General features: G+C 50.1%; 26 protein-coding genes and 1 tRNA gene. 9 read left to right on the top strand and 18 right to left on the bottom strand.

Annotation, left to right across the window (positions count from 1 at the left end; all coding sequences use genetic code 11):
- Window positions 1-12 precede the first annotated feature (12 nt).
- Entirely contained in the window at window positions 13-942 is a 930-nt protein-coding gene (gene fabD / locus ACTHSL_RS05950; RefSeq protein ID WP_440380712.1) for an ACP S-malonyltransferase, read from the bottom strand.
- Between the two features lie 80 nt (window positions 943-1022).
- Here fabD and ACTHSL_RS05945 point away from each other — a divergent pair, with 80 nt between their 5' ends.
- A complete protein-coding gene (locus ACTHSL_RS05945) occupies window positions 1023-1166 on the top strand; it encodes a hypothetical protein (protein WP_440380711.1) in 144 nt (47 codons plus the stop codon).
- A gap of 5 nt (window positions 1167-1171) precedes the next feature.
- Here the strand turns inward: ACTHSL_RS05945 and ACTHSL_RS05940 are convergent, their stop codons facing one another.
- The 6 genes from ACTHSL_RS05940 to ACTHSL_RS05915 all read right to left on the bottom strand — a co-directional run bounded on the left by ACTHSL_RS05940 (window position 1172) and on the right by ACTHSL_RS05915 (window position 5416).
- Entirely contained in the window at window positions 1172-1657 is a 486-nt protein-coding gene (locus ACTHSL_RS05940) for a hypothetical protein (protein ID WP_440380710.1), read from the bottom strand.
- Window positions 1658-1800: 143 nt separating this feature from the next.
- Window positions 1801-2760, bottom strand: a complete 960-nt coding sequence (locus ACTHSL_RS05935; RefSeq protein ID WP_107971249.1) for a beta-ketoacyl-ACP synthase III — start codon at window positions 2758-2760, stop codon at window positions 1801-1803.
- 158 nt (window positions 2761-2918) lie between these two features.
- Window positions 2919-3977 (bottom strand): phosphate acyltransferase PlsX, encoded by a 1059-nt coding sequence (gene plsX / locus ACTHSL_RS05930; protein ID WP_440380709.1) that lies wholly within the window; start codon window positions 3975-3977, stop codon window positions 2919-2921.
- A gap of 114 nt (window positions 3978-4091) precedes the next feature.
- Complete coding sequence (locus ACTHSL_RS05925; RefSeq protein ID WP_440380708.1) at window positions 4092-4625, bottom strand: phosphoribosyltransferase; 534 nt, start codon at window positions 4623-4625, stop codon at window positions 4092-4094.
- 77 nt (window positions 4626-4702) lie between these two features.
- Window positions 4703-4882 carry a 50S ribosomal protein L32 gene (gene rpmF, locus ACTHSL_RS05920; RefSeq protein ID WP_003773931.1) on the bottom strand — a complete coding sequence of 60 codons (180 nt, stop codon included), beginning with the start codon at window positions 4880-4882 and terminating at the stop codon, window positions 4703-4705.
- 30 nt (window positions 4883-4912) lie between these two features.
- Window positions 4913-5416: a YceD family protein gene (locus ACTHSL_RS05915; RefSeq protein WP_107885088.1), complete on the bottom strand. Its 504-nt coding sequence runs from the start codon at window positions 5414-5416 to the stop codon at window positions 4913-4915.
- A 37-nt stretch (window positions 5417-5453) separates the two neighbouring features.
- Here ACTHSL_RS05915 and ACTHSL_RS05910 point away from each other — a divergent pair, with 37 nt between their 5' ends.
- From ACTHSL_RS05910 to ACTHSL_RS05900, 3 genes are all read left to right on the top strand, one after another.
- Window positions 5454-6059: a Maf family protein gene (locus tag ACTHSL_RS05910; protein WP_107885086.1), complete on the top strand. Its 606-nt coding sequence runs from the start codon at window positions 5454-5456 to the stop codon at window positions 6057-6059.
- 51 nt (window positions 6060-6110) lie between these two features.
- Window positions 6111-6818, top strand: a complete 708-nt coding sequence (locus tag ACTHSL_RS05905) for an SAM-dependent methyltransferase (protein ID WP_107885084.1) — start codon at window positions 6111-6113, stop codon at window positions 6816-6818.
- A gap of 52 nt (window positions 6819-6870) precedes the next feature.
- A tRNA-Pro gene (locus ACTHSL_RS05900) sits at window positions 6871-6947 on the top strand.
- A gap of 213 nt (window positions 6948-7160) precedes the next feature.
- On the opposite strand, the gene carA is transcribed toward ACTHSL_RS05900, so the two are convergent.
- The 7 genes from carA to rlmD form a co-directional block, all read right to left on the bottom strand.
- The gene (gene carA / locus ACTHSL_RS05895; protein WP_440380707.1) at window positions 7161-8288 is read right to left on the bottom strand and encodes a glutamine-hydrolyzing carbamoyl-phosphate synthase small subunit; all 1128 of its coding nucleotides are present in this window, start codon (window positions 8286-8288) and stop codon (window positions 7161-7163) included.
- A 256-nt stretch (window positions 8289-8544) separates the two neighbouring features.
- Entirely contained in the window at window positions 8545-8907 is a 363-nt protein-coding gene (locus ACTHSL_RS05890; RefSeq protein ID WP_003769955.1) for a roadblock/LC7 domain-containing protein, read from the bottom strand.
- Window positions 8908-9031: 124 nt separating this feature from the next.
- Window positions 9032-9667 (bottom strand): peptidase M23, encoded by a 636-nt coding sequence (locus tag ACTHSL_RS05885; protein WP_440380706.1) that lies wholly within the window; start codon window positions 9665-9667, stop codon window positions 9032-9034.
- Window position 9668: 1 nt separating this feature from the next.
- The gene (locus ACTHSL_RS05880; RefSeq protein WP_440380705.1) at window positions 9669-10205 is read right to left on the bottom strand and encodes a GTP-binding protein; all 537 of its coding nucleotides are present in this window, start codon (window positions 10203-10205) and stop codon (window positions 9669-9671) included.
- A gap of 12 nt (window positions 10206-10217) precedes the next feature.
- Entirely contained in the window at window positions 10218-11327 is a 1110-nt protein-coding gene (locus ACTHSL_RS05875; protein ID WP_440380704.1) for a response regulator, read from the bottom strand.
- A gap of 14 nt (window positions 11328-11341) precedes the next feature.
- The gene (locus ACTHSL_RS05870) at window positions 11342-12745 is read right to left on the bottom strand and encodes a 23S rRNA methyltransferase (protein ID WP_440380732.1); all 1404 of its coding nucleotides are present in this window, start codon (window positions 12743-12745) and stop codon (window positions 11342-11344) included.
- 219 nt (window positions 12746-12964) lie between these two features.
- On the bottom strand, window positions 12965-14290 hold the full coding sequence (gene rlmD, locus ACTHSL_RS05865; protein WP_440380703.1) for a 23S rRNA (uracil(1939)-C(5))-methyltransferase RlmD: 1326 nt from the start codon (window positions 14288-14290) through the stop codon (window positions 12965-12967).
- 122 nt (window positions 14291-14412) lie between these two features.
- On the opposite strand from rlmD, the gene ACTHSL_RS05860 reads away from it, so the two are divergent.
- From ACTHSL_RS05860 to ACTHSL_RS05850, 3 genes are all read left to right on the top strand, one after another.
- Window positions 14413-15372, top strand: a complete 960-nt coding sequence (locus ACTHSL_RS05860) for a L,D-transpeptidase (RefSeq protein WP_440380702.1) — start codon at window positions 14413-14415, stop codon at window positions 15370-15372.
- 162 nt (window positions 15373-15534) lie between these two features.
- Window positions 15535-15966: an acyl-CoA thioesterase gene (locus ACTHSL_RS05855; protein ID WP_440380701.1), complete on the top strand. Its 432-nt coding sequence runs from the start codon at window positions 15535-15537 to the stop codon at window positions 15964-15966.
- A 249-nt stretch (window positions 15967-16215) separates the two neighbouring features.
- Window positions 16216-16818: a DUF4112 domain-containing protein gene (locus tag ACTHSL_RS05850; protein ID WP_440380700.1), complete on the top strand. Its 603-nt coding sequence runs from the start codon at window positions 16216-16218 to the stop codon at window positions 16816-16818.
- A gap of 87 nt (window positions 16819-16905) precedes the next feature.
- Here ACTHSL_RS05850 and tldD read toward each other — a convergent pair whose 3' ends face one another.
- Both tldD and ACTHSL_RS05840 read right to left on the bottom strand, forming a co-directional pair.
- Window positions 16906-18351: a metalloprotease TldD gene (gene tldD / locus ACTHSL_RS05845; RefSeq protein WP_440380699.1), complete on the bottom strand. Its 1446-nt coding sequence runs from the start codon at window positions 18349-18351 to the stop codon at window positions 16906-16908.
- A 225-nt stretch (window positions 18352-18576) separates the two neighbouring features.
- Complete coding sequence (locus ACTHSL_RS05840; protein ID WP_204813381.1) at window positions 18577-18750, bottom strand: hypothetical protein; 174 nt, start codon at window positions 18748-18750, stop codon at window positions 18577-18579.
- 14 nt (window positions 18751-18764) lie between these two features.
- Between ACTHSL_RS05840 and recG the strand changes: the two genes are divergently transcribed.
- Complete coding sequence (recG, locus tag ACTHSL_RS05835; protein ID WP_440380698.1) at window positions 18765-20807, top strand: ATP-dependent DNA helicase RecG; 2043 nt, start codon at window positions 18765-18767, stop codon at window positions 20805-20807.
- A gap of 169 nt (window positions 20808-20976) precedes the next feature.
- Here recG and ACTHSL_RS05830 read toward each other — a convergent pair whose 3' ends face one another.
- Together ACTHSL_RS05830 and hpnC are read right to left on the bottom strand one after the other, a co-directional pair.
- On the bottom strand, window positions 20977-22509 hold the full coding sequence (locus ACTHSL_RS05830; protein ID WP_440380697.1) for a phospholipase D family protein: 1533 nt from the start codon (window positions 22507-22509) through the stop codon (window positions 20977-20979).
- Between the two features lie 73 nt (window positions 22510-22582).
- Window positions 22583-23398: a squalene synthase HpnC gene (hpnC, locus tag ACTHSL_RS05825; protein WP_440380696.1), complete on the bottom strand. Its 816-nt coding sequence runs from the start codon at window positions 23396-23398 to the stop codon at window positions 22583-22585.
- Between the two features lie 211 nt (window positions 23399-23609).
- On the opposite strand from hpnC, the gene pgsA reads away from it, so the two are divergent.
- Window positions 23610-24173, top strand: a complete 564-nt coding sequence (gene pgsA / locus ACTHSL_RS05820; RefSeq protein WP_049248789.1) for a CDP-diacylglycerol--glycerol-3-phosphate 3-phosphatidyltransferase — start codon at window positions 23610-23612, stop codon at window positions 24171-24173.
- Window positions 24174-24245: the final 72 nt, after the last annotated feature.

The following is a 24245-nucleotide window of genomic DNA, read 5'->3' as shown; positions in this document are numbered from 1 at the left end:
TGTCATTCTCTCTTACGGATGGGCGGCAATAAAGGCGGCCACTTGTTCCTGACCGGTCAGCGCGCCGCACACTGCTTCTTTGCGGATGCGTTTGGCCAGCCCGGCCAAAACTTTGCCCGGCCCGCATTCGACGGATTCGGTGATGCCTTCATCAACCAGGCTGTTTACGGTTTCCGTCCAACGTACGGGGCTGTAAAGCTGGCGGACCAGTGCGTCTTTGATTTGCGCGGGGTTGTCGTAGGAGGCGACGTCGGCGTTGTGGATGACTCGGATTTTCGGTGTGGCGATGTTGGTGTTTTGCAGTGCCTCAGCCAATTTGTCGGCGGCGGGCTTCATCAGGCTGCAATGCGAAGGAACGGATACGGGCAACGGCAGGGCGCGTTTCGCACCTGCTTCTTTGGCGGCGTTCATGGCACGTTCGACGGCGGCGGTATGGCCGGCAATCACGACCTGCCCCGGCGAATTGAAGTTTACCGCTTCCACCACTTCGCCCTGCGCGGCGGCAGCGCACAGTTCTTTGACCTGTCCGTCCTCCAAACCCAAAATCGCCGCCATCGCGCCGACGCCCTGCGGTACGGCATTCTGCATCAATTCCGCACGCAGGCGGACGAGTTTGACCGCATCGGCAAAGGCCAGTGCTTCGGCAGCCACCAGCGCGCTGTATTCGCCCAAGCTGTGTCCGGCCACGACTTGCGGCAGTTTGCCGCCGGCTTCGAGGTAGGCACGGTATGTGGCTACGCCGGCAGCCAACATCAGGGGCTGGGTATTGACGGTTTGGCCGATTAAGTCGCTGTCTTCGCCGTTCATCATCGCCCACAGGTCTTGGCCGAGGGCGGCGGATGCTTCGCCAAAAGTATTTTTAACCACGCTTACGCCGTCGAAGCCGTCCATCATGTGCAGGCTCTGCGAGCCTTGGCCGGGGAAGAAAAATGCAAAAGACATAGGATTCCTTTCTCATGCTCAGGCCGGGATAACAATGGATACACCGTTATGGCCGCCTGTGTGTCTGTCGGTTGAAAAAATTGCCGCCGCAAAATGCACAAACCGCCATCTGCGGCAAAAACGGGATGGCGGAAAGTGTAACAGAAAGAGATACGCCGTTCTATGCTGCCGCATTCGGCGGCAGGCCGTCTGAAAACAAAGAGGTACATTTTCAGACGGCCTGAAGGCTTTATTCGGCAACCTGGATGTCGATGTCGGTCAGCAGCCATTGGCCGTTGCTGTGGCGTTTCAGACGGCCTTTCAGTACGTCGCCTTCTTGCGGTACGTAAAATTGGTTGAGGTGCTGGCCCAAGGCGAACACCGGGACGGACGGCTCGCTGGCCAACATGCCGAAACCACCATTTTTCTTGATGTCCCAAGTACTGACTTTGATGCGTACGATGTCGCCTTCTTTCACTGTTGCACCGCTTTCGGCAAACGGCTCGGCCGCCTGCATCCCCACTGGTGCGGGAGAAAGCGCGCAAGGACGGTTTTTGTCGTCCATACCGGCAATATAAGTGATTTCGTCGCCGACTTTGGGTTCGCGGTAACCGGCCGGCAGGTCTGCCGCCAAAAGCAACAGGCGGGCGGTCGTGTCGTCTTTATCGCGGACAACGCCTAACTGTTTGTCTTGAAACCAAGAAATGATAATACCGTAATGTTGGATTGCTTGCATGATGATACTCCGTAATGAATAGTGAATTATTGTCCTTTTGCCGTTTATCTAAAAAAACAACCGCTCGGCAGATGCGTGCATTATACTCATCCACCGAACGGTTGCAATAAATCTTTTTACGAATTTGTGTTAAATTTTCCCAATCAGTATCTTAACAATACTGCTCCCCAAGTAAAACCGCCGCCTATACCTTCCAGCAACAATATCTGGCCGCGCTTGATGCAGCCGCTTTTGATGCCTTCGTCCAATGCCAACGGAACGGATGCAGCTGAAGTATTGCCGTGGTTTTGCACGGTCACAATGACTTTGTCCAAGCTCAGGCCCAGATGTTTGGCAGTGCTGTCGATGATGCGCTTATTTGCCTGATGCGGTACGAGCCAGTCGATTTGTTCTGCGTGGTAGCCCGCTTCTTCCAATACTTCTTCCGCCACTTTGGCAAGGGTTTTAACGGCAAATTTGAACACGCCCGGCCCGTCCATTTCGACATACGGATTGCCGCAAATCTGTCCGCTGGCCATCTGAGCAGGCACTTTTAGTAAGTCCAAATAACCGCCGTCAGCTTGCAGCTTGCCGTGGATGATGCCTTCTTCGTCCGATGCGCCCAAAACGACCGCACCCGCACCGTCTCCAAACAGCACGCAGGTTGTACGGTCTTTCCAGTCCAAAATATGGCTGAATGTTTCCGCACCGATAACCAGTACTTTCTTAGCCATACCGCTTTTGATGTAGGCATTGGCGGTAACGATGGCATATATAAAGCCGGCGCAAACCGCCTGAACGTCAAATGCCGCGCAACCGGCAATGCCGAGCTTGTTCTGCACAATAGTGGCCGTAGACGGAAACTGCATATCGGGGGTTGCCGTAGCCAAAACAATCAGGTCGATTTCTTCCGCCGCCACACCCGCATCGGCCAATGCACGCTGTGCGGCAATCACGGCCAAATCGCTGGTTCTTTCATTTTCGGCGGCCAAGTGGCGGAATTTGATGCCGGTACGGCTGACAATCCATTCGTCCGATGTATCGACAAACTCGGCAAGATCATCATTACTGACACGCTTTTCAGGCAGATAGCTGCCGGAACCGAGGATTTTTGCATATTGCATGGCGCGTCCCTTTCTAAATTATTTGTAATGGCTGGATGAAAGATTCGGCATTGTAGGGAATGTCTGCCGTTTTCTCAATCAGGCAACAGGCCGTCTGAAAGGATTTCCGGTTTCAGACGGCCTGTATCACGACATATTTCGAGACTATGCCGAAGGGTTTAATCAATGTTGATGGCTGCCTGTTCGACTTCCAGTTTTTTGTCTGCCAAATGAGCCAGTTGGTCAGCCACGCCTTGCTGGATGCGGGTCAGACTGTCGGCCTTGGCTTCATGAAAGGCTTCTTCCAATGCATAACTGAAGCCGACCGCATCGGTACCGCCGTGGCTTTTAATCACCACACCTCGCAGGCCGAGGAATATGGCGCCGTTGAATTTGCGCGGATCCAGTTTGTTTTTAAAACCTTTCAAGGCCGGCATGGCAGCCAGCGCACCCAATTTGGTCAGCAGATTGGTTTGAAATTCCTGCTTGATTGCCGAACCCATAAAACGTACTGCGCCTTCTATGGTTTTCAACACGATGTTACCGACAAAGCCATCGGCAACTACGACATCCACATCTCCGCTGAAAATGCTACCGCCCTCTACATTGCCGACAAAGTTCAGCTTGCTGCCGCTGAGAAGTTTGAAAACTTGTTTGACAGTATCCGTGCCTTTGATGTCTTCGGTACCGACATTCAGCAAACCGACACGCGGCGCGCCCGCATTCGGATACAGTGCGTGCACCAATTCGCTGCCGATAACGGCAAACTGCACCAATTGCTCGGGTGTGCAGTCCACGTTTGCGCCCAAATCAAGCACCAGCGTCATGTGGCCATTTTGAGAGGGGATGAATTTGGCAATTGCCGGCCTCTCGATGCCTTGTATGGTTTTCAACACAAAGCGTGCGGTTGCCATCAACGCACCCGTATTGCCCGCAGACACCGCTGCCTGCGCCAAACCTTCCTTCACTTGATTCACGGCTATCCGCATGGAGGAATCTTTTTTGTTTTTCAGGGCAGACTGGGGCTGCTCATCCATCTCGACCACTTGTTCGGCATGGACGATTTGAATGCGGTCCATCGGTGCATTGGCAGCTTCCAATGCCTGCCGAACCTGCACCTCGTCGCCCACCATCAGTAAGCGGACATCGGCCTGCTGGCGTAAAAACAACAATGCTCCGGGGATGGTAACCGCCAAACCGGCATCGCCGCCCATTGCATCTACAGCCAAGGTAATCATAATTGCTCCATTCGCTAAAATATCGGTTGGCCATCCGGCAGATTATGATTCTGAAATCGATAAAGCATCAATCGAATCAACCTGCAAAAGCCGATCCGTATTTTTCAGACGGCCTTATCGTTCCGCACTGCTTTCCGCAGCCAGCATATTATGCGCAGTAATATCGTCGGCGTCCCACGGATAGTTAATCCACCAATCTTTGACGGTAATACCGCTGTAATAATGAATGCCTTGAGGTAGGATGCCTTTTTTCTCTTTGATTTTTTCGTGCAGCACGGCTACGCCGATTTCGACAAATTTTTCCTTTTGCAACTCATTCAGCACGAATTCCAAGGTTACTCGGGAATCATCTACCTCGTCCACCACCAAGATATTTTTGCCAACCAGGCTTTCCGGAATAGGATCCAGCCACTGGATTTTCTTGATTTCGTCATTGGTCTGGTAACCGAAATCATTGGCATAGTAGGCTGTAGTAACCGCATAAATCGGAATATTCAAAAAGCAGCGCAGAATACGCGCGGGAATAAATCCCCCGCCGCCAATGGCAATCATTGCATCATATTTCACACCGCCCGATTGAATTTTACCTGCCAATTCTTTTAATACCCGATGTATATCATCATAGGTATACCAAATTTTTTTAACCATAATCGTACATCCGCTGTTTTAACAGAAACAAAAACGGAAACCCGCAGACGGATTTCCGTTTTACATCCGCCTCGGGCTTATTCGCCTTTGGCTTTCATCACTTTGCGGCCACGGTACATACCGTTGGGCGAAATGTGATGCGGACGATGAACTTCACCGGTTGCGCTGTCCACAGACAGGGCAGGTGCAGTCAAAGCATCGTGCGAACGGTGCATACCGCGTTTAGAAGGGGATTTTTTGTTTTGTTGAACGGCCATTTCAAACTCCTATAAAATATTTACAAAAAGTTATTTGCTGCTTTTCAGCCCTGCCAATACCGCAAACGGATTGGGTTTATCTCGATTGACTGCCGCCATATTTTCCCCGGCACAGTGCTCATGCCGCGGCGAGTATGGCATCGCCATCAAAATTTGATCTTCCACCAACGTCCGAACCGACAATTCGCTATCCATCGGCATACCTTCCAATCCCTCATCGGAAAGCATGGCTTCATCCAACTTGGATTCATCGGCAAACAGAACAATACGCGCACCCTCATCCAAATCAAAACTCATGGGCTGCATGCACCGTTGACAAAGTAAATGCAAACATCCCTGCACTTTCAAATCCAAAAACGGACGCTGGAAGCGATCAATCCCGCCCTGCAAAACTACATACAGCGGGCTGTCTTTATCCGCAAAATATTCGTGCGACCATACCCGTTCGTCCAGCTCATGCAAAAACACTTCGCCTCGCAGGCTCTGCTTTTCGCCGGCAAACTCACCGGGGGTAATCAAATCAGGCTCTAACATAAACTGTGCATGATATAATTCCAACAATAGAACGTCAATGTTTTTACACAAAATGAAAACCACACTCCCCCTTATCTTGGGATCAGGTTCGATATTCCGGCAACAGCAACTGGCACGGCTCGGTTTGCATTTTCAGACGGCCTCACCTGATTTCGACGAAACGCCCCATTCCGGTGAAACAGGCGGGGACACGGCTTTACGCCTTGCCATCGGTAAAGCACAGTCACTGAAAACACGTTTCCCTGCCGCATTGATTATAGGTGCCGACCAAGTCGCATGGTGTGAAGGCCGGCAACTCGGCAAGCCGATGAGCGTAGCAAATGCACAACAAATGCTACAGGAATTAAGTGGCAAACAGATTACATTTTACAGTGCCGTCTGTCTGCTCAACACATTTTCAGACGGCCTCCAGCATCATGTAGACAAAACCGTCGTTACCATGCGGGAATTGACTTCGGAACAGATTGCAGCATATTTAAGACGCGAACCCGACGCCATATATTGTGCCGGAGCAGCCAAAAGTGAGAGCTTGGGAGCCGCCTTACTGGAAAAAGTTGAAACCTGCGACCCAAATGCACTGATCGGCCTGCCTATTTTCCGTTTAATCGACTTTTTACAGGCCGAGGGTGTAGATATTCTTTAGCCCTATTACTGCCCATCAAGCTAAACCCTAATTTTTTTATCATCTCAAAATATGCCTGCAATCCTTTACCTTATCCCCACACCTCTCGGTACACCCGACATGCCTTGCCTATTGCCCCACGAGCAACAGCAAATCGTGGGACTAACCAATTTTGTGGTTGAAGCCGAGAAAACTGCCCGAGCGCACCTCAAGCATCTAGGAATCACCACCCCCATCCGCGAACTGAACCTACATACACTCAATGAGCACACCGACCGTACAAAATTACCCGAGCTGCTCCGACCTTTGCAAGAAGGCCGAAGTATGGGGCTACTCAGCGAAGCAGGTTGCCCTGCCGTAGCAGACCCAGGGGCCGACTTGGTTGCACTTGCCCACCAATCCGGTTTTGAAGTACGCCCGTTAATCGGACCATCCAGTATTATGCTGGCTCTGATGGCATCTGGTGCAAACGGCCAAAATTTCACATTCAAAGGGTATCTCCCATCCGACAAAACCGAACGCATCCAATCTCTTAAACTACTCGAACAACAATCGAAACAGCAAAATTCAACCATCTTATTCATAGAAACACCATACAGAAACAATGCATTACTATCTGACGCAATCAACATCCTGCATCCACGAACCCGCTTATGTATCGCCTGTGATTTAACACTACCCACCCAACAAATTATCAGCCAAACCATTGATATCTGGCACACTTTATCTCCATTACCCGATTTAAAAAAACGTCCGACAATTTTTGTTTTACATGCTTAAACGCGCTTGTCAGTCTAAAAATATCAGACTATAATCTGCGTCTTAATCATTTCGGAATGTAGCGCAGCCCGGTAGCGCACTTCGTTCGGGACGAAGGGGTCGGAGGTTCGAATCCTCTCATTCCGACCAAACTAAATAGAAAAAAGCAGCTTTAAAAGCTGCTTTTTTCTATTTGGGATGATGGATGCATCACTGTAATAAAATTCGGCTAATTTCAATACCAAATAGCCGACAGCATAAGCTGAAAACGAAGAAGCACTGCGTCTTAACAACAATTACATCTATTCATGATTCTTTCAGACGGCCAAAAATAAAATCAATCTTGGCCGTCTGAAAATCTTTTTAAGCAGTCTTCTGCATGCTATTTATAAACTTATCAAATAGATAGGCGGCATCATGCGGTCCGGGACTTGCTTCAGGGTGTCCTTGAAAACTAAATACCGGCTGCCCCTTCAACTCAATCCCCTGCAAAGAACCATCAAATAAGGAACGGTGGGTAATTGTTACTGTATCAGGAAGAGTCTCTGCATCCACCTCAAAACCATGATTTTGGCTGGTAATCATTACTTTTCCGGTCAATAAATCCTGTACAGGATGATTGGCTCCATGATGCCCGAACGGCATCTTGCGGGTTTTCCCTCCTAACGCCAAACCAAGTAACTGATGCCCCAGGCAGATACCAAATAACGGTTTTTTACTATCCAAAAGCTTCTGGACAGCTGTAATCGCATAATCGCAGCTTTGCGGATCCCCGGGACCATTTGATAAGAAAATACCATCAGGATTCATCGCCAAGACTTCTTCTGCCGGAGTCTGCGCCGGCACGACCGTCAATCGACACCCCCTAGCTGCAAGCATACGCAAAATATTGGTTTTTACACCATAATCATAAGCCACAACATGATAGGGCTGATACTCAGGAGTTACAAAACCCTGACCAAGCACCCACTCACCTTCCGTCCACTCATAAGGTTGCGTACAGCTTACTTCTTTAGCCAAATCTTTACCTACCATGCTACCGAAAGCATTGATTAACTCTCTTGCTTTCTCTTCCGTAGCATCTTCACCTGTCAAAATCGCACCAGCTTGCGCACCTTTGATCCTTAATATTTGAGTTAAACGGCGGGTATCAATATCTGCAATCGCAACCGTCTTATTCCGAGTTAAATACTCTTGCAAACTCTCTTTTGAACGAAAACTGCTTTCCAAAAGAGGCAAATCACGAATAATCAATCCCGCCGCATACACTTGTTTACCCTCGACATCTTCAGGATTAACTCCTGTATTTCCAATGTGGGGATAAGTTAAAGTTACAATCTGTCGGCAATATGACGGATCCGTCAATATCTCCTGATATCCAGTCATTGATGTATTAAATACAACCTCCCCAGACGTAACACCCTTATAACCGATTGATTTCCCTCGAAATAAGCTACCATCCGCAAGCACAAGAAGAGCTGGAATTTCCATAAAACATCCTATCTGTCATTTTATCCGCAAAAAAACACGCATATGCCACTGTTGTAGCATATTGCGTGCTCGTCTAATAAAGCCATACAAAATTTGAGATACGTGGGCGATTCTAAATCACTAAACCATCTAATTCAAGTTTACTACCCAGCACTACAACAAGAAAATAAACCTTCTTTCGAAAAGAATATTTTTCAAACCCTTAATACCTCATTTAAAGTAACGTAACGTACAACTCGCCACTTTTAAAAATCTTTTAGATGATATCAGCAATATGTTTTGCAGCACGTTTAGCATCTAACAGAATCAAGCCTAACTTACCACTTTCATTAGCAATCAGAGCCAAAACCGCATCCGCACCAGCTTGGTTCAATAAAATATAACCACTTTTACCCTTAACCATCACTTGATCCAAATCGCCACAATTAAGCTCATGTGCAGCATGGCTACCTAATGCCAATAAAGTTGCAGACATTGCCCCTACACGGTCAGCATCCAATCCTTGAGGAATTAAAGTTGCAATTGGTAATCCATCACTGGATATTACAGCTGAAGCAATAATATCTGCCGATGTCGCATTTAAATCGCTCAACACAGAAATTAAAAGTTGTTCACGCATATCTTAAACCCAATAAAATCAATATATTATTAAATATTCGCTATTTAAACTTGTTACAATCAGTCATCTCTTCACGCCGTATTACCCAGCTTGATATTTTTGATACATCCCAAGTTTTATAAAATTAGGCATACCGATTACAAAGTACTTTAATCAATGAAACAAAAGCCTCTTTATTCAAATCAGGCACACCGGCTACTACTAATACTAACTTAACTTTTCCTGCGTATAATGGAAAGAAAGTAAGTTCCGTTTGACCTGAAGGATCACAGATCCCCCACGCATTGTGATGGATATTTAAGTTATTCTTCACTAATAGCTGATGTTTTTCACCTAACGCAGCAACTTCACTAGACATTAAACCTACTTCTTCTGCTGTTTCGTGGTGAAAACCCGCATTCGCAAAATACAGTCCATTACCATCAGCCAATAATGCCCTTCCTGTACTTGACAATTGTGCTAGTAATTCAGGCAATTGCTCATCTGTCATACTAGACTCTTTAACAGATGGAGATTCATCACCATATAAAAATTCCAATCTTTGTAACCGATACAACAAATTTAATGCTGAATCCGCATCGTTCGTTTGAGCCCAAGTAAGTAAATTTTCAGTACTGGCTGTTTCATTATATGAAGCCCGTAATATTCCATGTAACAACGTTCTACTGGCACTTGGAATATTGCTAGACACAGCATAGTAAGCACCAGCAGGAGTCACATGTGGGTATAAATTTGATTGTAAAGAAAGTGTTGAATCCATCTTATGCCTCTAACCCAGGATCAATTGAGAATAACATCGCACTAACCAATTGTTTTACATCTTCTTCTTGGCGCGCATCCACTTCAAAAACAGGAACATTAAAATTATGTTGGGCCAAATATTTTTGATAAACATCAATACCTGGCAATGACCGGACGTCCATCTTGGTTACGCCTACTACCAATGGTGCTATTTTTAATAAATCTTTAAATGCATCTAGAAAAAAATTTAAATCTTTTAAAGGGTTAGCCCGAGTATTATCCAATAACAGAATTAACCCCATGCTTCCTTTACTTAAAATCTCCCACATAAAATTAAATCGTTCTTGTCCGGGAGTGCCATATAAATGAACTTTAGTATCTCCATCTAACCGGATAACGCCATAATCCATTGCAACTGTCGTATGTCCCTTACGAACCAAAGTCATATCGGATGCACGTGCATCTGTTTTTACAGGAGGATCATCAGACAAAGCAGCGATTGCTGTAGTCTTACCAACGCCCACAGGCCCAGTAAATATGATTTTATTTTCCTTCATTATATTTAATCCTTATTTGCCACCTGATAATTTCCGCATCAACCTCTGGAGTAATCCACGAGGCTGATTTTGAGACGGTGTTACAGCAGTTAGTGCGTCTTTAGACATTTTATTATCAGGAACATGGGTATTAACATTTACAGTATCAGTCGTTAATTCTCTATTTCCTTGAACAGAAAATTCATTATCTGTTGCTAAATATCCTGTAACATATGTAGCTGCCAAATAATTCAAAATATCTACCATATCTAACGGCATTACTTTATATAAAATATTTAAGTTAACTGATGTTTTAGTCAAAAATGCAGATAATCGCATAGACTCAGGAACTGGAGCTAACCTAGTTAAATTAGGCCAACGTTTTAAAGTAAATACTGTTTGTGGAGTCATCGGAAATACTAACCTGCCTTGAGCAGTCCATATCGCCATCTGCCATAAACAAGACATAATGGTAACTTTAGCCTTTTCTTTCCATTGAGGATTATCAGGAACTGTCTTACAAATAACTGCAAGATGATCATCACGGCACATTTTTTCCAACTCTTCTGCGCTAACAGTTAAGAGTACACGTTGAATACTAGGGAATACAATGAGGACTGGCTTACCATCAACCAATACCGCCGTATCTTGCTGTCGCTCACTAGATGCCCTTAATGCACCTAACAAACCACGCTGAGGATTAAAACGGCGAATTGTTGTCTTTTTATCATTATGTCTAGAGGGGCCTGACACTTTTTCTGGCTGCTGTGAATTAATCACTGCCTGTTGTTTTGGCTCAACAACGTTACCACCCTGAGCCAAACTTCTCAGGAGCGGAAATAATGTGTCAAATTTAACAGGTTTAGGTAGATAGGGAGCAGTTACAATCGGCTCATTAACCGAAAACACAACTACAGGTATATCTAGATGATTTTTCTTTGCCTCATGCCAAGCCAGCATCCCCTTACTACCATCCACGTCAACTAATACCATGTCCGGTTTAACAGTAGAGCCTGCATCCACAATTTCATAATTAGTTGTGTTATGCATTTTAAATGCCATTCTAAAAACAGCATGTTGTTGCTCACCCATTTCCTGCAGACTAACCCGTACTGTCTTTACTTTCGGTATTAAATTATCCATTATTCTGCACTCTTTTATTTATTTGAATTACGATGAATGCGCTGCTGTAATTGACTAATAGCCAAAACAACTTCCTCTGGCAGATTAGCCTCCCTTTCTCGCAGCAACCTTAAGAACTTCCCTAACCTTACCCAATCCTCTGATCGTTCATATAGATCAAACAACATTATGTACAACTGAGACTCTTGAGGGTATTGCAGAACGGCCTGCTCCAATGTAGAAATTGCTTGCTCAAGCTGGCCATACATTAACAAAGATTCAACTTCTTTCAATGCCAGCTCAGCAGGAGAAGTACTTTCATTTAGAATAGAATCATTCCTCTGGACCAATTCCCGATACTTAATTTTTGCCTGACGTGATACGGCTTGTAAATATCCCCGCTTCAATCCAATTTCACGAATTTGTTGTTCAGTCGGTGCTTTCTCTAAATTATCAAACACCTCATGCTGTCCCAAACTGTAACCCCAACCTAGCATACGTTCTTTTACTTGACGTCCGTTAGAACCCAAGGAGTAATACAGTTTCCATAAATGAGCCGCAAATTCATTAACATTAGAATGTTGATAATCTAATTTTAAAGCATCAATAATTAACCCTGCGGGTTTCTCTGCTTTTTGAATTGCTTTATTATATTGCTGTAAGGCAGTTTCATAATTAACTTGGTCTTTTATCAATTTTGCTGATTTTTCAGGCTTCACAAAACCAATAACCGCACTCATTTCCTCCTCGGTCATATCACCAACCTCAGCCTTACCAATAATTAACGGACTCCGCTTAGTCATGCGTTTAACTTCACGGCCATTATTATTGACTGTAACTTCCACAGCTGGTGACGAATTGTATGAACTACTATCCGAATCAGAAACATCAAGACCTGTCTGCTCGCCTATCTGACGAGCCACTTCCTGCATACTCCAATTCAACTTGGATTCTGCTAATACTCGCAAGCCCAAGTGGTTGGAATCAAGACCCAAACCAGCTTTAATATATTCAGCTAAAGCCGTTTGCGGCAGAACTGAAGCATGCCGCTCCAAGGTTGAAGACAACAAGTCAACATCCCCGATATTTAAACAAAGGCCAGCCAACTCGCTAACCAATTTTTCAGGTGCATCGGATTTTAGATTGTTCAAATAACTTGCCAAAGAAGCTGCTGCCTTATCCTCATAACCGAACTGCTTATAGACTTGGTATTCGGTAAGAGGATCCACTTCCTGAGCAGATACTGAAGCAGTAGACAAATCAGTGTTATTGGTATCCCACTCCCAACTCTGATCTGCATCGGAAACTGAGGTATTCACCTGACTGACCCAAACATCTGAATCAGCCTGTTCCTCAGTATCATCGTTATTATTCGCCCGCCTAGTTGATGACTGGTTATTTTTGACTGATGCTTTCTCTTTACTACGCTGTTTCAGCATAATAAAGATTAGCACAACAACTGCGAGCACTCCCAATATAAGCGCGTAATCCAAGAATATCTCCCAACATATGGCATATTCGAAAACAACCCTTGCAACCTTAAAAATACAAACTACATATTTTTGTTACGGATTGTTAATCCCTTAGCCTGTCATAATAGCATGACTTACAAAAAACCGAACCTTTATTTCAACGTTTTACTTAATTAAACACGCCGTTTATCTATCAAAGCAACCGATTGACTCAACATGCGCAGTCTGCGAAAACAAATTCATCACTCCTAATAACTTGAATCTATAACCTTTTCCAACCAATAGCGCAGCATCCCTTACAAAAGTAGCCGGATTGCATGAAACATACACTATCCGATGCAGCCGCCGTGCCTGCGTAAGCATTTCAATCACGGCATGAGCACCGGCACGCGGCGGATCCAATAACACTTTATCCACATTACACCAATCATCCAATGCACTGGGATTCACTTTGAATAAATCCGCCACTCTGAAATCGACATATCCTTGACAATGATTAGCCATGGCATTCTGTTTGGCCCGATTCACTAAATCGGGCAACCCTTCAACTCCCAATACTTGGGCACCGCTACGGGCAATCGGCAAAGTGAAGTTACCCAAACCACAAAACAAATCGGCAAGCCTCTCTCCCGGCGACGGCTGAAGCAAATCCATTGCCCTTTTCACCATCAAATTATTCAATTTCGCATTGACCTGAGTGAACCCGCCTACTTCAAACGACATTTTCAAATTAAAATCGGGAAGCTTGTAAATCAGCCCGCCCCCTTCCGGCCGCAATGCCTGGCGCATCCCGTTTTTACTTCTCCAACTCCACAGCCATGCATCCCCGAATGCCTCAACCAATGCCTGCAAACATTTCATTTCTTTTTCAGACGGCCCGCGGAGCACAATCAGGCACAGGGCCGTTTTCCCTTCCGCCACCGCGAACTCTATACCTTCCAAATTCCCTGAAAATGGCTGCAAGCCCATATGCAGCTTGGGCAAAGCTGCCGAAAGATGTTGAGGTAAAACGGCACACTGTTTCAAAGCAACAATACGATTACTCTTTTTCGAACGGAATCCTATTTTCAGACGGCCTTGTTCGTCTACTTGAACGCTCAACCTGCCGCGTTCGCGATAATGCCACGGCAGACCGTAAATCGGTGCCAAAATCTGATCGGGTGATATCTTGCCGAGCCGCGCACATTGCTCTTCCACCACCCTCTGCTTAAACGACACCTGCGCCGAAAATTCAATATGCTGCATGGAGCAGCCGCCACACTCCCCATAATCCGGACATGGTGCATCCTGCCTATATCCCGACGGACGCAAAATTTCCACAGCATCTGCCACATCGAAACGCTTGTCTGTCCGAACAACACGGCAGGCAACCCGCTCCCCCGGAAGCGCGTTGTGAACGAACACAGCCTTCCCCGACCGCCTGACAATGCCGCGCCCTTCATGATCCAAACCAACCACATCGGCCTCAAACACCTCACTCTTTTCACCTTGTGAATCAGCCTGCTTTTTCATCACTATTGCCATAATGCCACGCTCGCACACCAAAACCGAACAAAAAAACGACATTTTCCCACAAATTACCGACAGTTGCGGTATGATGCCGCACCTCACAAACACTGTCGGCAAACAACATCATGAAAAAATTAGGATTCAGTCTATTTCTACTGGCGGCTGTCCCGGCTTTGGCCAACACGTCCGTTCCCGATGTCGCGCCTGTTTCACAAGGCCACCACGTCGTTATCAATATCCCTCAGCAACGCCTTTTCCTCTACACAGACGGCAAATTGGCGAAAATTTATCCTGTCGCAGTGGGTAAAGCGATGACGCAAACCAACCTCGGTTCGCACAAAATCGGCGCCAAAGCCTTCAACCCCACCTGGCACATCCCGAAATCAATTCAAAAAGAACTGAACAACGGCGTAACCTCCATCCCGCCCGGACCGAAAAATCCGCTCGGCCCTGTATTTGTCCGCCTGGGCGATCCCAAACTCGGCCTCGGCATCCACGGTACAAACGCCCCGGCAAGCGTCCCTGGCGTACGCAGCCACGGCTGCGTGCGGATGAAGTCCCCCGACGCCCTCCAATTTGCCAAAACCATTACCACGGGCTCGCCGGCCGATGTCATTTATCAAATGGCCGCCCTCAATGTAGACGGTGCCGGCAACCTCTGGCTGGCCGCCTACCGCGATCCTTATAACAAGAAAAACCTGAATACGGCCGCCTTGCACAAAAGCATCAACGCATGGGCGCAGGCCAACGGCAAAACCGTATCGGACAAACGCATAAATGCCATATTGAAAGCGCGGACCGGCACGCTGAACTGTCTGACCTGCGGCGCAGGAAAAGGCAAAATCAGCGGCAATCTGACCTCGCTGGCATGGACTTCCGGCTCAGGCAGTCTAAGCAAACCGAAAGCGGCTGCACCGAAACCGCAAACTCCTCCGCCTGCCGAACAAATCCTGCCTGAAGGCAGCGAAATCGAAATCGATGCCGACATCCCGCAGAACGGCACTCCCGCATCTTCCGTCGGCAACATGCCGCAATATGACGGCAACACAGCCAACGATAACGGAAGCAACGACAACCTGTTCTAAGCATCCGAAGGCCGTCTGAAAGATTCCGCTCCATTTAAAAGCGGAATCTTTCAGACGGCCTCTCTACAAAATACAGCCTGGCGATAAAATCCGAAACCAAACGGCAGAACGACATCTGGAAGTAACCGCCCTCAACCTTTCACGACCCTCCCAATAAACCACATGCCCCGCCTCAACATCTCCCCGCCCGAATCGATCCTCTATCAAACCGGCCTCAGCGTGCAAATCGGCGATTTGAACTACGGCAACCATCTGTCCAACGATGCCGTCTTACGCATGGTTCACGAAGCGCGCATCTGCTGGTTGGCTGAGCATGGATACAGCGAATTCGACATCGGCGGCTGCGGCCTGATCATGACCGGCGCCTCCATCCAATATCGGGCACAGGCCATGCACGGCGACCAACTGCAAATCGGCCTCGGCACGGCCGAAATCAGTGCGGGCGGTTTCCGCTGCGATGCCTCCCTGCTCCGCCTGCGCGACCAAACACTGATTGCCACCGTCCAATGTCATCTGGCCGCTTTCGACTATACCGCGCAACGCGTCCGCAGACTGCCCGAAAAATTTGCCGCCATACTGCACGGCAAAGAATAAAAAAGGCCGTCTGAAAAATAGAAATACCTTTCAGACGGCCTCAATCCGCCCTTCCAACCCAACCCTACCCTTTCGGATCGGCAACACCAAACTGACGGCATCTTGAAAACCGCTTGCGGCCGCACTGGAAAAGCACGCAACGGGCGTTTCGCATCTCCAACGTCTCTGTACCTCAAAATCCGCACAATGAAATAAAATGCACAGCTTTACTGCCGCACAAAAAACACCGCATCACATAAGGAATACATCATGAACAACACCCCCGCCCCGTTTGATCGGCAGGAAATCATCCGCCGCGAACGCCATCTGGCCAAATACGCCAACACCATGGACAGCCTGTTCTGCATCCCGTTTACGAAACAAGGTATCGGCATAGACGCGCTTTTGTCGCTCATCCCATTTGTCGGCGACATCGCCGGCCTGCTGCTGACGCTCAAAGCCTTCCGCATGGGCAGGGAACTGGGCGTACCGGAAGAAAAAATGCGGCCGGCGGTTTATCTTGCTTTGGCCGATATGCTGCTGGGCATGATTCCGGTTGTCGGCACGCTGATCGATATCTTTTTGCAACCGACCTTCCGCACAATGAAAATCGTCAACGAGCATGTCCGCAGCGAATACGGCATCGACACCAGCCTGCATTTGGAACGCCCGTTTATGCACGCGGGGCTGGAAAAGAAACAGGCACAGTCTGCCTTCTGGCGCAAACCTGCCGCCACTTGGCTTTATCTGCACCTGCCGGATTTCTTCGGCCTCGTCATGCTGGTTTTGATGACTTGGGGAACCATAGCGTTGGCCAAATGGACTTGGAGCGGCCTTTCCTGGCTGTTCGCCACTGTTTCCGCTTGGTTTTAAAGTCCGTGCCGTTGCACCGGCACAAACAAGAGGCCGTCTGAAAACTGTTTTTCAGACGGCCTCTTTAGATTTTCACCGACCCTTAGCCTAAGCCTCGCTGCCGCCCACAGTCAGACCGGCATCAATCCGCAAAGTAGGCTGGCCGACGCCGACCGGCACGCTCTGCCCGTCTTTGCCACACACGCCCACGCCTTTGTCCAGCGCGCTGTCGTTGCCTATCATGGAAACGTGTTTCAACACTTCCGGGCCGTTGCCGACTATGGTCGCGCCTTTGACGGGATATTGCAGTTTGCCGTTTTCCACCCACCACGCTTCCGACGCGCTGAACACGAATTTGCCGCTGGTAATATCCACCTGACCGCCGCCGAAATTGACGGCGTAAATGCCTTTATTGAGCGAGGCGATGATTTCTTCGGGGTCGTGGCCGCCGTTTTCCATAAAGGTGTTGGTCATGCGCGGCATGGGGGCGGAGGCGTAGCTTTCGCGGCGGCCGTTGCCGGTGGATTGCACGCCCATCAGTCGGGCGTTGGTTTCGTCCTGCATATAGCCGACCAAAATGCCGTCTTCGATGAGTACGGTACGGCCGGTTTCGTTGCCTTCGTCGTCGATATTGAGCGAACCGCGACGGTCGGCTATATCGCCCTGGTCAACGACGGTAACGCCTTTGGCGGCCACCCGCTGTCCGATTTTTCCGGAAAACGCGCTGGTTTGCTTGCGGTTGAAATCGCCTTCCAAGCCGTGCCCGACGGCTTCGTGCAGCAATACGCCCGGCCAGCCGCTGCCTAAAACGACTTTCATCAGCCCTGCCGGCGCGGGGCGCGCTTCGAGATTGACCAATGCCTGCTGCACGGCGGCGTTTACATATTCCGTTACTAATTTGTCGCTGAAATAAGACAGGTCGAAACGTCCTCCGCCGCCCACGCTGCCCATTTCGCGCCGCTCCCCCTGTTTGGCGATGACGGTAATGCTCAGGCGCACCAATGGGCGGATGTCGGCGGCGTGGCGGCCGTCCAAACGGGCGATGTAAATCAGGTCGTATTCGCAGGTCAGCCCAGCCATCACCTGCACGATGCGCGGATCGGCCTCCTTGGCCAACTCTTCCACACGGTGAAGCAGGGCGACTTTGGCGGCGGAATCCAGGCTGTATATCGGATTGGCGGTTTGATGCACCGCTTTGCCGTATTTTTCAGACGGCGTTCTGATGTGCGCCTCACGTCCGGCCGCGCCGATGACGCGCACGGTTTCGGCGGAACGGCGGATGCTGTCGGCGTTCAGGCTGTCGGCGTAGGCAAAGGCGGTTTTCTCGCCCGACACCGCGCGCACGCCCACGCCCTGGTCGATTTGGAAACTGCCCGATTTGACCATGCCTTCTTCCAAGTGCCAGCTTTCGAAGGCGGTGCGCTGGCAGTAGATGTCGGCATAATCGACGTGGTGCGTGCCGATGGTGGACAGGCTGCGGGAAAGGTCTTCGGGCGACAGGCCGTTGGCGGCGAGCAGGTCGCGGCGGACGGTTTGTGAAATATCGTTGTGCATTTTTTGATAACGGTTTGCGGTACAAAAGGGGCGGATTATACGCGAAACGGCTTTTTTCCGATACGCGGATACTGCTCCCGTTGTATTTTATTAAATTTTATTCTTTTAAAAATCATATTATTATGCATATATCAAAAATATTCTTAAAATAAGTCTTGATAATTATTATCATTACTCTATAATACCCATACCGACTAAGCGGTCGGGTCATTAAACACCTGCATTTCAGTTATCCCAATCAATCTGTTTCATGGAGACTTCATATACGATATAGGCCTTTTCATCGATACTCAAAAACCGAACCAACGCACGAACCCGCAGCCCGAAACTGCGGGTTCGTGCATTGAGGCCGTCTGAAAAAACATTTTCAGACGGCCTTTCAGCTAAAATACGCGCCATTAAAGGACAAAGCCATGATGACGCCCGAAACCCAGAAACAGCTCAAAATCACCGACGTTTCCGCCAAGAAGCTCGACAAACTCAACCTCAACACCGCATGGGATTTGGTTTTGCATTTGCCGCTGCGTTACGAGGACGAGACGCACATCATGCCGATTAAAGACGCGCCGATTGGCGTACCGTGTCAGGTCGAGGGCGAGGTCATCCATCAGGAAGTAACGTTCAAACCGCGCAAGCAGTTGATTGTCCAAATTGCCGACGGTTCCGGCAGCGTCCTTTTTTTGCGTTTCATCCACTTTTATGCCAGTAATCAGAAACAGATGGCGGTCGGCAAACGCATCCGCGCCGTGGGCGAAATCAAACACGGGTTTCACGGCGACGAGATGATTCATCCCAAAATCCGTGATGCCGAGAGCAGCGGTTTGGCGGAAAGCCTCACGCCTGTCTATCCGACCGTAAACGGTTTGAATCAGCCCACTTTACGCCGCATCATTCAGACGGCGTTGGACGTTACGCCGCTGCACGACACGCTGCCCGATGCTTTATTGGGTCGTCTGAAACTGCCGCACCTCGCCGAAAGCCTGCGCCTTTTGCATTCGCCGCCGCCGAGTTTCACCATCCACCAGCTTTCCGACGGCGCGTTGCCCGCATGGCAGCGGCTCAAATTCGACGAACTTTTGGCGCAACAGCTTTCCATGCGGCTGGCGCGGCAGAAGCGCGTCAGCGGTACGGCGGCGGCATTGGGCGGCGACGGCACATTGACCCAAGCCCTGCGCCACGCCTTGCCGTTTGCCCTGACCGATGCGCAAGAAAGAGTCGTGTCCGAAATCCGCCGCGACATGGCGCAAACCCACCCCATGCACCGCCTGCTTCAAGGCGATGTCGGCAGCGGCAAAACCATCGTCGCCGCCTTGTCCGCGCTGACCGCCATCGAATCCGGCGCGCAGGCGGCCGTGATGGCGCCGACCGAAATCCTTGCCGAACAGCATTTCATCAAGTTCAAACAATGGCTCGAACCTTTAGGACTCGAAGTTGTCTGGCTCTCCGGCAGCCAGCGCAAAAAAGCCAAAGACGAAGCCAAAGCCAAACTCGCCGAAGGCACCGTCAAAATCGCCGTCGGCACGCACGCCCTGTTTTCAGACGACGTCGAGTTCCAAAATCTCGGCTTGGTGATTGTGGACGAACAACACCGCTTCGGCGTCGCCCAACGCCTCGCCCTCAAAAACAAAGGGCGCGACGTACACCAGCTGATGATGTCCGCCACGCCCATCCCGCGCACGCTCGCCATGAGTTTTTTCGCCGACTTGGACGTGTCCGTCATCGACGAATTGCCGCCCGGGCGCACCCCGATTAAAACCCGCCTCGTCAACAATATCCGCCGCGCCGAAGTCGAAGGCTTCGTCCTCAACATCTGCCGCAAAGGGCAGCAGGCATACTGGGTCTGCCCGCTGATTGAAGAAAGCGAAACCCTGCAACTGCAAACCGCCACTGAAACCCTCGAGCAGCTTCAGGCAGCTTTGCCCGAACTCAACATCGGCTTGGTACACGGGCGCATGAAGGCCGCCGAAAAAGCCGAAGTCATGGCGGAGTTTGCCGCAGGCCGTCTGAATGTCTTGGTCGCTACCACCGTCATCGAAGTCGGCGTAGATGTGCCCAATGCCGCCCTGATGGTAATCGAACACGCCGAGCGCATGGGCTTGGCGCAGCTGCACCAATTACGCGGGCGGGTAGGGCGCGGCGCGGCAGAAAGCGTGTGCGTCCTCCTGTTTGCCGAACCCTTGAGCGAACTCGCCAAAGCGCGGCTGAAAGTCATCTACGAACACACCGACGGCTTCGAAATCGCCCGTCAAGACCTCAACATCCGCGGCCCTGGCGAATTTCTCGGTGCGCGCCAAAGCGGCGTCCCCATGCTGCGTTTCGCCAACCTCGAAGAAGACCTGCACCTCTTGGAACAGGCGCGCGAAATCGCCCCCTTGCTGATTGAACAAAACCCCGAAATCGTCGAAGCGCATCTGGCAAGGTGGCTTGCCAGCAGGGAAGGATATTTGGGCGTGTGAGGTCGTCTGAAACATAATTATTTTATTTTTTCAACGACATAAAAACCACTCATGCCGATTTGCATCGAACGCATAGCCGTCCGGCATGACTGATGCCGTGCATCCGCCCCGTGATTTGAAGGCCGTCTGAAAGCGGCAAACTTTCAAACGGCCTTTATTCCCCTCATCCTTACAACAATTTTTCAATCGGCAATATCGAAAAAATATTGGAAATAATCCGCTTCCAAATCCCAGCGTCGGGCTCGTTTTTCAACAACACGTCGGGCCGGTCCGGGTCTTGCCAGCGTAGGCGTTTGCGCTGTTTGTCCATCACCACCTTGTAGGCGTATTGCGGCGTGATTTTTTCCAACTCCTGCCGCATGTCGCCGGCAATCTCGGCATGGTCGATAACCATGCCCATTTCAGTATTCAAACGGGCGGAGCGGGGGTCGAAGTTGAGCGAACCGATAAACACCCGCTTGCCGTCCACCACAAAGGTTTTGGCGTGCAGGCTGGTGGTCGAACTGCCGGTCAGGCCTTTGTCCCTAATCTTGGGCGGGGCGAAATCCGGTTTGACTTCATACAGTTCGACGCCCGCATTCAGCAGGTCTTTGCGGTAACGCGCATAGCCCGAATGCACGGCGGCCACGTCGGTGGCGCGCAGGGAGTTGGTTAAAACCGTTACCTTCACATTATTGGCCGTCAAATCGCGCAAGGCCGCCATCCCCCATTTGCTGGGTACAAAATAAGGCGACACGATAAAGACATTTTTTTCCGGCTTGCCCAAAGCCTCGAGCAGGCTGTCGGCAATCGCGGGAAGCTCCTTATCGCGCGCCAGCCCTTTGGCGGGATCGTCGCTGATGAGGCGCGCATCGGCGTACTGCCACGGCACATTGCCTTCCGATATGGCGGCGGCCAACGGCGAAGCGGCAAGCTCGTCGAGGTAGCTGGCACGGATTTCCGCATCGTCGCGGCGGGAGCGGTGCAGTTTCAGACGGCCTTTTTCGGCATCGGCACGCGGCGCGATACTGAAAAACGGATAGCTGGAGCCGCTGGCCCAATAACGGTCGAAATCGCGCGAAACGTCTTCCGCCACCTCGCCTTTGGCCAGCACGTCCAAATCGGCAAAACCGATGTCGGTGGTTACATTGAAATATTCGTCGCCGATATTGCGGCCGCCGACAATGGTGTATTGATTGTCGGCCGTCAGCGATTTATTGTGCATCCTGCGGTTGAGGCGGGGGAAATCGGTCAGATAGCCCAATGCGCGGACTTTGCGGTGGGGAAACGGATTGAACAGGCGGATTTCGATGTTGTCTTCGGCATCCAATGCCGCCAGCACGTCATCCATACCGCGCGTATTATTGTCGTCGAGCAGCAGGCGCACGCGGACGCCCCTTTGGGCGGCGCGTTGCAGCATTTGGAACAGCATTTTGCCCGATACATCGTCATGCCAGATGTAATAGGCAATATCGAGCGAACGGTCGGCATGTTCAATCAACATGGCGCGGGCGACAAAAGCATCACGCGGGTCGGCCAGCAAATAAACACCGCTCTGCCCCGCCTGTTTTTCAGACGGCCTCTCGGACGGCAGCGCGGCTTCCAAGCGCGGCGCGCTGTCCGTATCGATATAGCCGGAAACGCTGCGGTCGGCCAAATCCGGCAAACCCGCACAGGCCGACAGCAGCAACGCCGCGGCAGCCGCCAAGCATCCGGACGGCAAACGCCGCGCCGGTATTTTCCATATTCGGTTCAAAATCTCGCCTTAATTTTTACAGGATTCGTTTTCAGACGGCCTACTTTTTAAGGAAGGCGCGTTTCACAATCAGCCACCAGTCTTTCTTACCCAACACCGGCCGCTGCTCGAAAACGTTGTAACGGCAGCCGTCGAGCTTCTGCAAAATAATCTGCCCGCCGACCACAATCATCCGCAACTCGAAACCGATCCGCCCTTTCAACGTCCGGCCCAAAGACGCACCGGCCTTAAGCATCTTAAACGCCCGCCCGCATTGATACGCCATCAGCCGCTGAAAGGCAAAATCCGCCCTACCCTCCGCAATCTGCGCTTCGGTAACGCCGAATTTGGCCAAATCGTCCTGCGGGATATAGACCCTGCCCTTGCGCCAATCCACCGCCACATCCTGCCAAAAATTAATCAGCTGCAATGCCGTACAAATACCATCGCTCCGCGCCAGGCTGCGGGTATCCGTTTCACCGTAAAGCTGCAACAAAATCCGCCCCACCGGATTGGCCGAACGGCGGCAATAATCCGCCAACTCGGCAAAATTCTGATAACGCGTTTTCACCACATCCTGGGCAAAAGCCGACAACAAATCGTAAAACGGCTGCAAATCCAAACCGAACGGCAACACCGCCTCCTCATACAAACGGCGCATCAAGGCCGTCTGCGGCACCCTACCCGTTCCGATAAGGTCAAGCTCCGCACGCAAAGCCGCCAAAGCCGCCAAACGCGCATCATTGTCCGCATCGCCCTCGTCAGCAACATCGTCCGCATAACGGGCAAACGCATAAACCGCATGAACCGGCTTGCGGAGGCGGCGCGGCAGCATAATCGAGCCGACTGGAAAATTTTCATAATGATTGACAGACATGTGTGTATCCTAATAAACCAAACCGCACCTTTCAGACGGCCTGTCCAAACGGCGCAACATTCTAAAACAAAGCCTTCCCCATGAAAACCGAAGCGGCCGTCAAATCCGCTATAATGCCCCCTCCCCTTTTTCAGACGGCCTCAAGGCCGTCTGAAAACCACACAGCAAACCACTCCTTTAAAAACAACAAACCCGCCGGAAAGAAATACCCATGCCGTGGAACATACCAATCTTGCTCACCTGGATGCGCGTTCTGCTGATTCCCGTCTTCACCCTGCTGTTCTACCTGCCAAAAGGCTGGCTAGACCCCCAAACCGTCAACTGGACGGCCGTATTCATCTTCGCCGCCGCCGCCGTAACCGACTGGTTTGACGGCTTTCTCGCCCGCCGCTGGAAACAGACTTCCGACTTCGGTGCCTTTCTCGACCCCGTTGCCGACAAACTCATGGTGGCCGTCGCCCTCATCCTGCTGGTCAGCCTGCACCGGACCCACGCCATCTTCGCCATGATCATCATCGGCCGCGAAATCACCATCTCCGCACTGCGCGAATGGATGGCGCAAATGGGCAAACGCGGCAGCGTGGCCGTCGCCCAAATCGGCAAATTGAAAACCACCGCCCAAATGGCCGCCATCATGCTGCTGCTGGCAGGCATGAACGACTATCACGGCCTGAATTTTATTTTTATCGGCAACATATTGATGACGCTCGCCGCCGTCCTAACCATCTGGTCGATGTTCTACTACTTAAAAATGGCTTGGCGCGAGTTTAAATAGACCTCTTGCGAAAGTATCCTGAAGATTTACAATTTCCAAATGAAATACGAAAACCTAATCCAAAGAAGCAAC

The sequence above is a fragment of the Neisseria sp. P0008.S010 genome, assembly GCF_051962715.1.
Classification (GTDB): Bacteria; Pseudomonadota; Gammaproteobacteria; order Burkholderiales; family Neisseriaceae; genus Neisseria; species Neisseria elongata.
This window is presented reverse-complemented; position numbering and strand designations above follow the sequence as displayed.

What these genes read in the sequence shown, in the direction of transcription:
- ACTHSL_RS05870 (WP_440380732.1), bottom strand. Translation starts at nt 12,745, where the DNA reads ATGCTGAAACAGCGTAGTAAAGAGAAAGCATCAGTCAAAAATAACCAG.
- ACTHSL_RS05880 (WP_440380705.1), bottom strand. Translation starts at nt 10,205, where the DNA reads ATGAAGGAAAATAAAATCATATTTACTGGGCCTGTGGGCGTTGGTAAG.
- fabD (WP_440380712.1), bottom strand. Translation starts at nt 942, where the DNA reads ATGTCTTTTGCATTTTTCTTCCCCGGCCAAGGCTCGCAGAGCCTGCAC.
- ACTHSL_RS05875 (WP_440380704.1), bottom strand. Translation starts at nt 11,327, where the DNA reads ATGGATAATTTAATACCGAAAGTAAAGACAGTACGGGTTAGTCTGCAG.
- rlmD (WP_440380703.1), bottom strand. Translation starts at nt 14,290, where the DNA reads ATGAAAAAGCAGGCTGATTCACAAGGTGAAAAGAGTGAGGTGTTTGAG.
- ACTHSL_RS05860 (WP_440380702.1), top strand. Translation starts at nt 14,413, where the DNA reads ATGAAAAAATTAGGATTCAGTCTATTTCTACTGGCGGCTGTCCCGGCT.
- ACTHSL_RS05925 (WP_440380708.1), bottom strand. Translation starts at nt 4,625, where the DNA reads ATGGTTAAAAAAATTTGGTATACCTATGATGATATACATCGGGTATTA.
- pgsA (WP_049248789.1), top strand. Translation starts at nt 23,610, where the DNA reads ATGCCGTGGAACATACCAATCTTGCTCACCTGGATGCGCGTTCTGCTG.
- carA (WP_440380707.1), bottom strand. Translation starts at nt 8,288, where the DNA reads ATGGAAATTCCAGCTCTTCTTGTGCTTGCGGATGGTAGCTTATTTCGA.
- ACTHSL_RS05855 (WP_440380701.1), top strand. Translation starts at nt 15,535, where the DNA reads ATGCCCCGCCTCAACATCTCCCCGCCCGAATCGATCCTCTATCAAACC.
- ACTHSL_RS05840 (WP_204813381.1), bottom strand. Translation starts at nt 18,750, where the DNA reads ATGGCGCGTATTTTAGCTGAAAGGCCGTCTGAAAATGTTTTTTCAGAC.
- ACTHSL_RS05850 (WP_440380700.1), top strand. Translation starts at nt 16,216, where the DNA reads ATGAACAACACCCCCGCCCCGTTTGATCGGCAGGAAATCATCCGCCGC.
- plsX (WP_440380709.1), bottom strand. Translation starts at nt 3,977, where the DNA reads ATGATTACCTTGGCTGTAGATGCAATGGGCGGCGATGCCGGTTTGGCG.
- recG (WP_440380698.1), top strand. Translation starts at nt 18,765, where the DNA reads ATGATGACGCCCGAAACCCAGAAACAGCTCAAAATCACCGACGTTTCC.
- ACTHSL_RS05940 (WP_440380710.1), bottom strand. Translation starts at nt 1,657, where the DNA reads ATGCAAGCAATCCAACATTACGGTATTATCATTTCTTGGTTTCAAGAC.
- ACTHSL_RS05935 (WP_107971249.1), bottom strand. Translation starts at nt 2,760, where the DNA reads ATGCAATATGCAAAAATCCTCGGTTCCGGCAGCTATCTGCCTGAAAAG.
- ACTHSL_RS05890 (WP_003769955.1), bottom strand. Translation starts at nt 8,907, where the DNA reads ATGCGTGAACAACTTTTAATTTCTGTGTTGAGCGATTTAAATGCGACA.
- ACTHSL_RS05905 (WP_107885084.1), top strand. Translation starts at nt 6,111, where the DNA reads ATGCCTGCAATCCTTTACCTTATCCCCACACCTCTCGGTACACCCGAC.
- hpnC (WP_440380696.1), bottom strand. Translation starts at nt 23,398, where the DNA reads ATGTCTGTCAATCATTATGAAAATTTTCCAGTCGGCTCGATTATGCTG.
- ACTHSL_RS05910 (WP_107885086.1), top strand. Translation starts at nt 5,454, where the DNA reads ATGTTTTTACACAAAATGAAAACCACACTCCCCCTTATCTTGGGATCA.
- rpmF (WP_003773931.1), bottom strand. Translation starts at nt 4,882, where the DNA reads ATGGCCGTTCAACAAAACAAAAAATCCCCTTCTAAACGCGGTATGCAC.
- tldD (WP_440380699.1), bottom strand. Translation starts at nt 18,351, where the DNA reads ATGCACAACGATATTTCACAAACCGTCCGCCGCGACCTGCTCGCCGCC.
- ACTHSL_RS05915 (WP_107885088.1), bottom strand. Translation starts at nt 5,416, where the DNA reads ATGTTAGAGCCTGATTTGATTACCCCCGGTGAGTTTGCCGGCGAAAAG.
- ACTHSL_RS05885 (WP_440380706.1), bottom strand. Translation starts at nt 9,667, where the DNA reads ATGGATTCAACACTTTCTTTACAATCAAATTTATACCCACATGTGACT.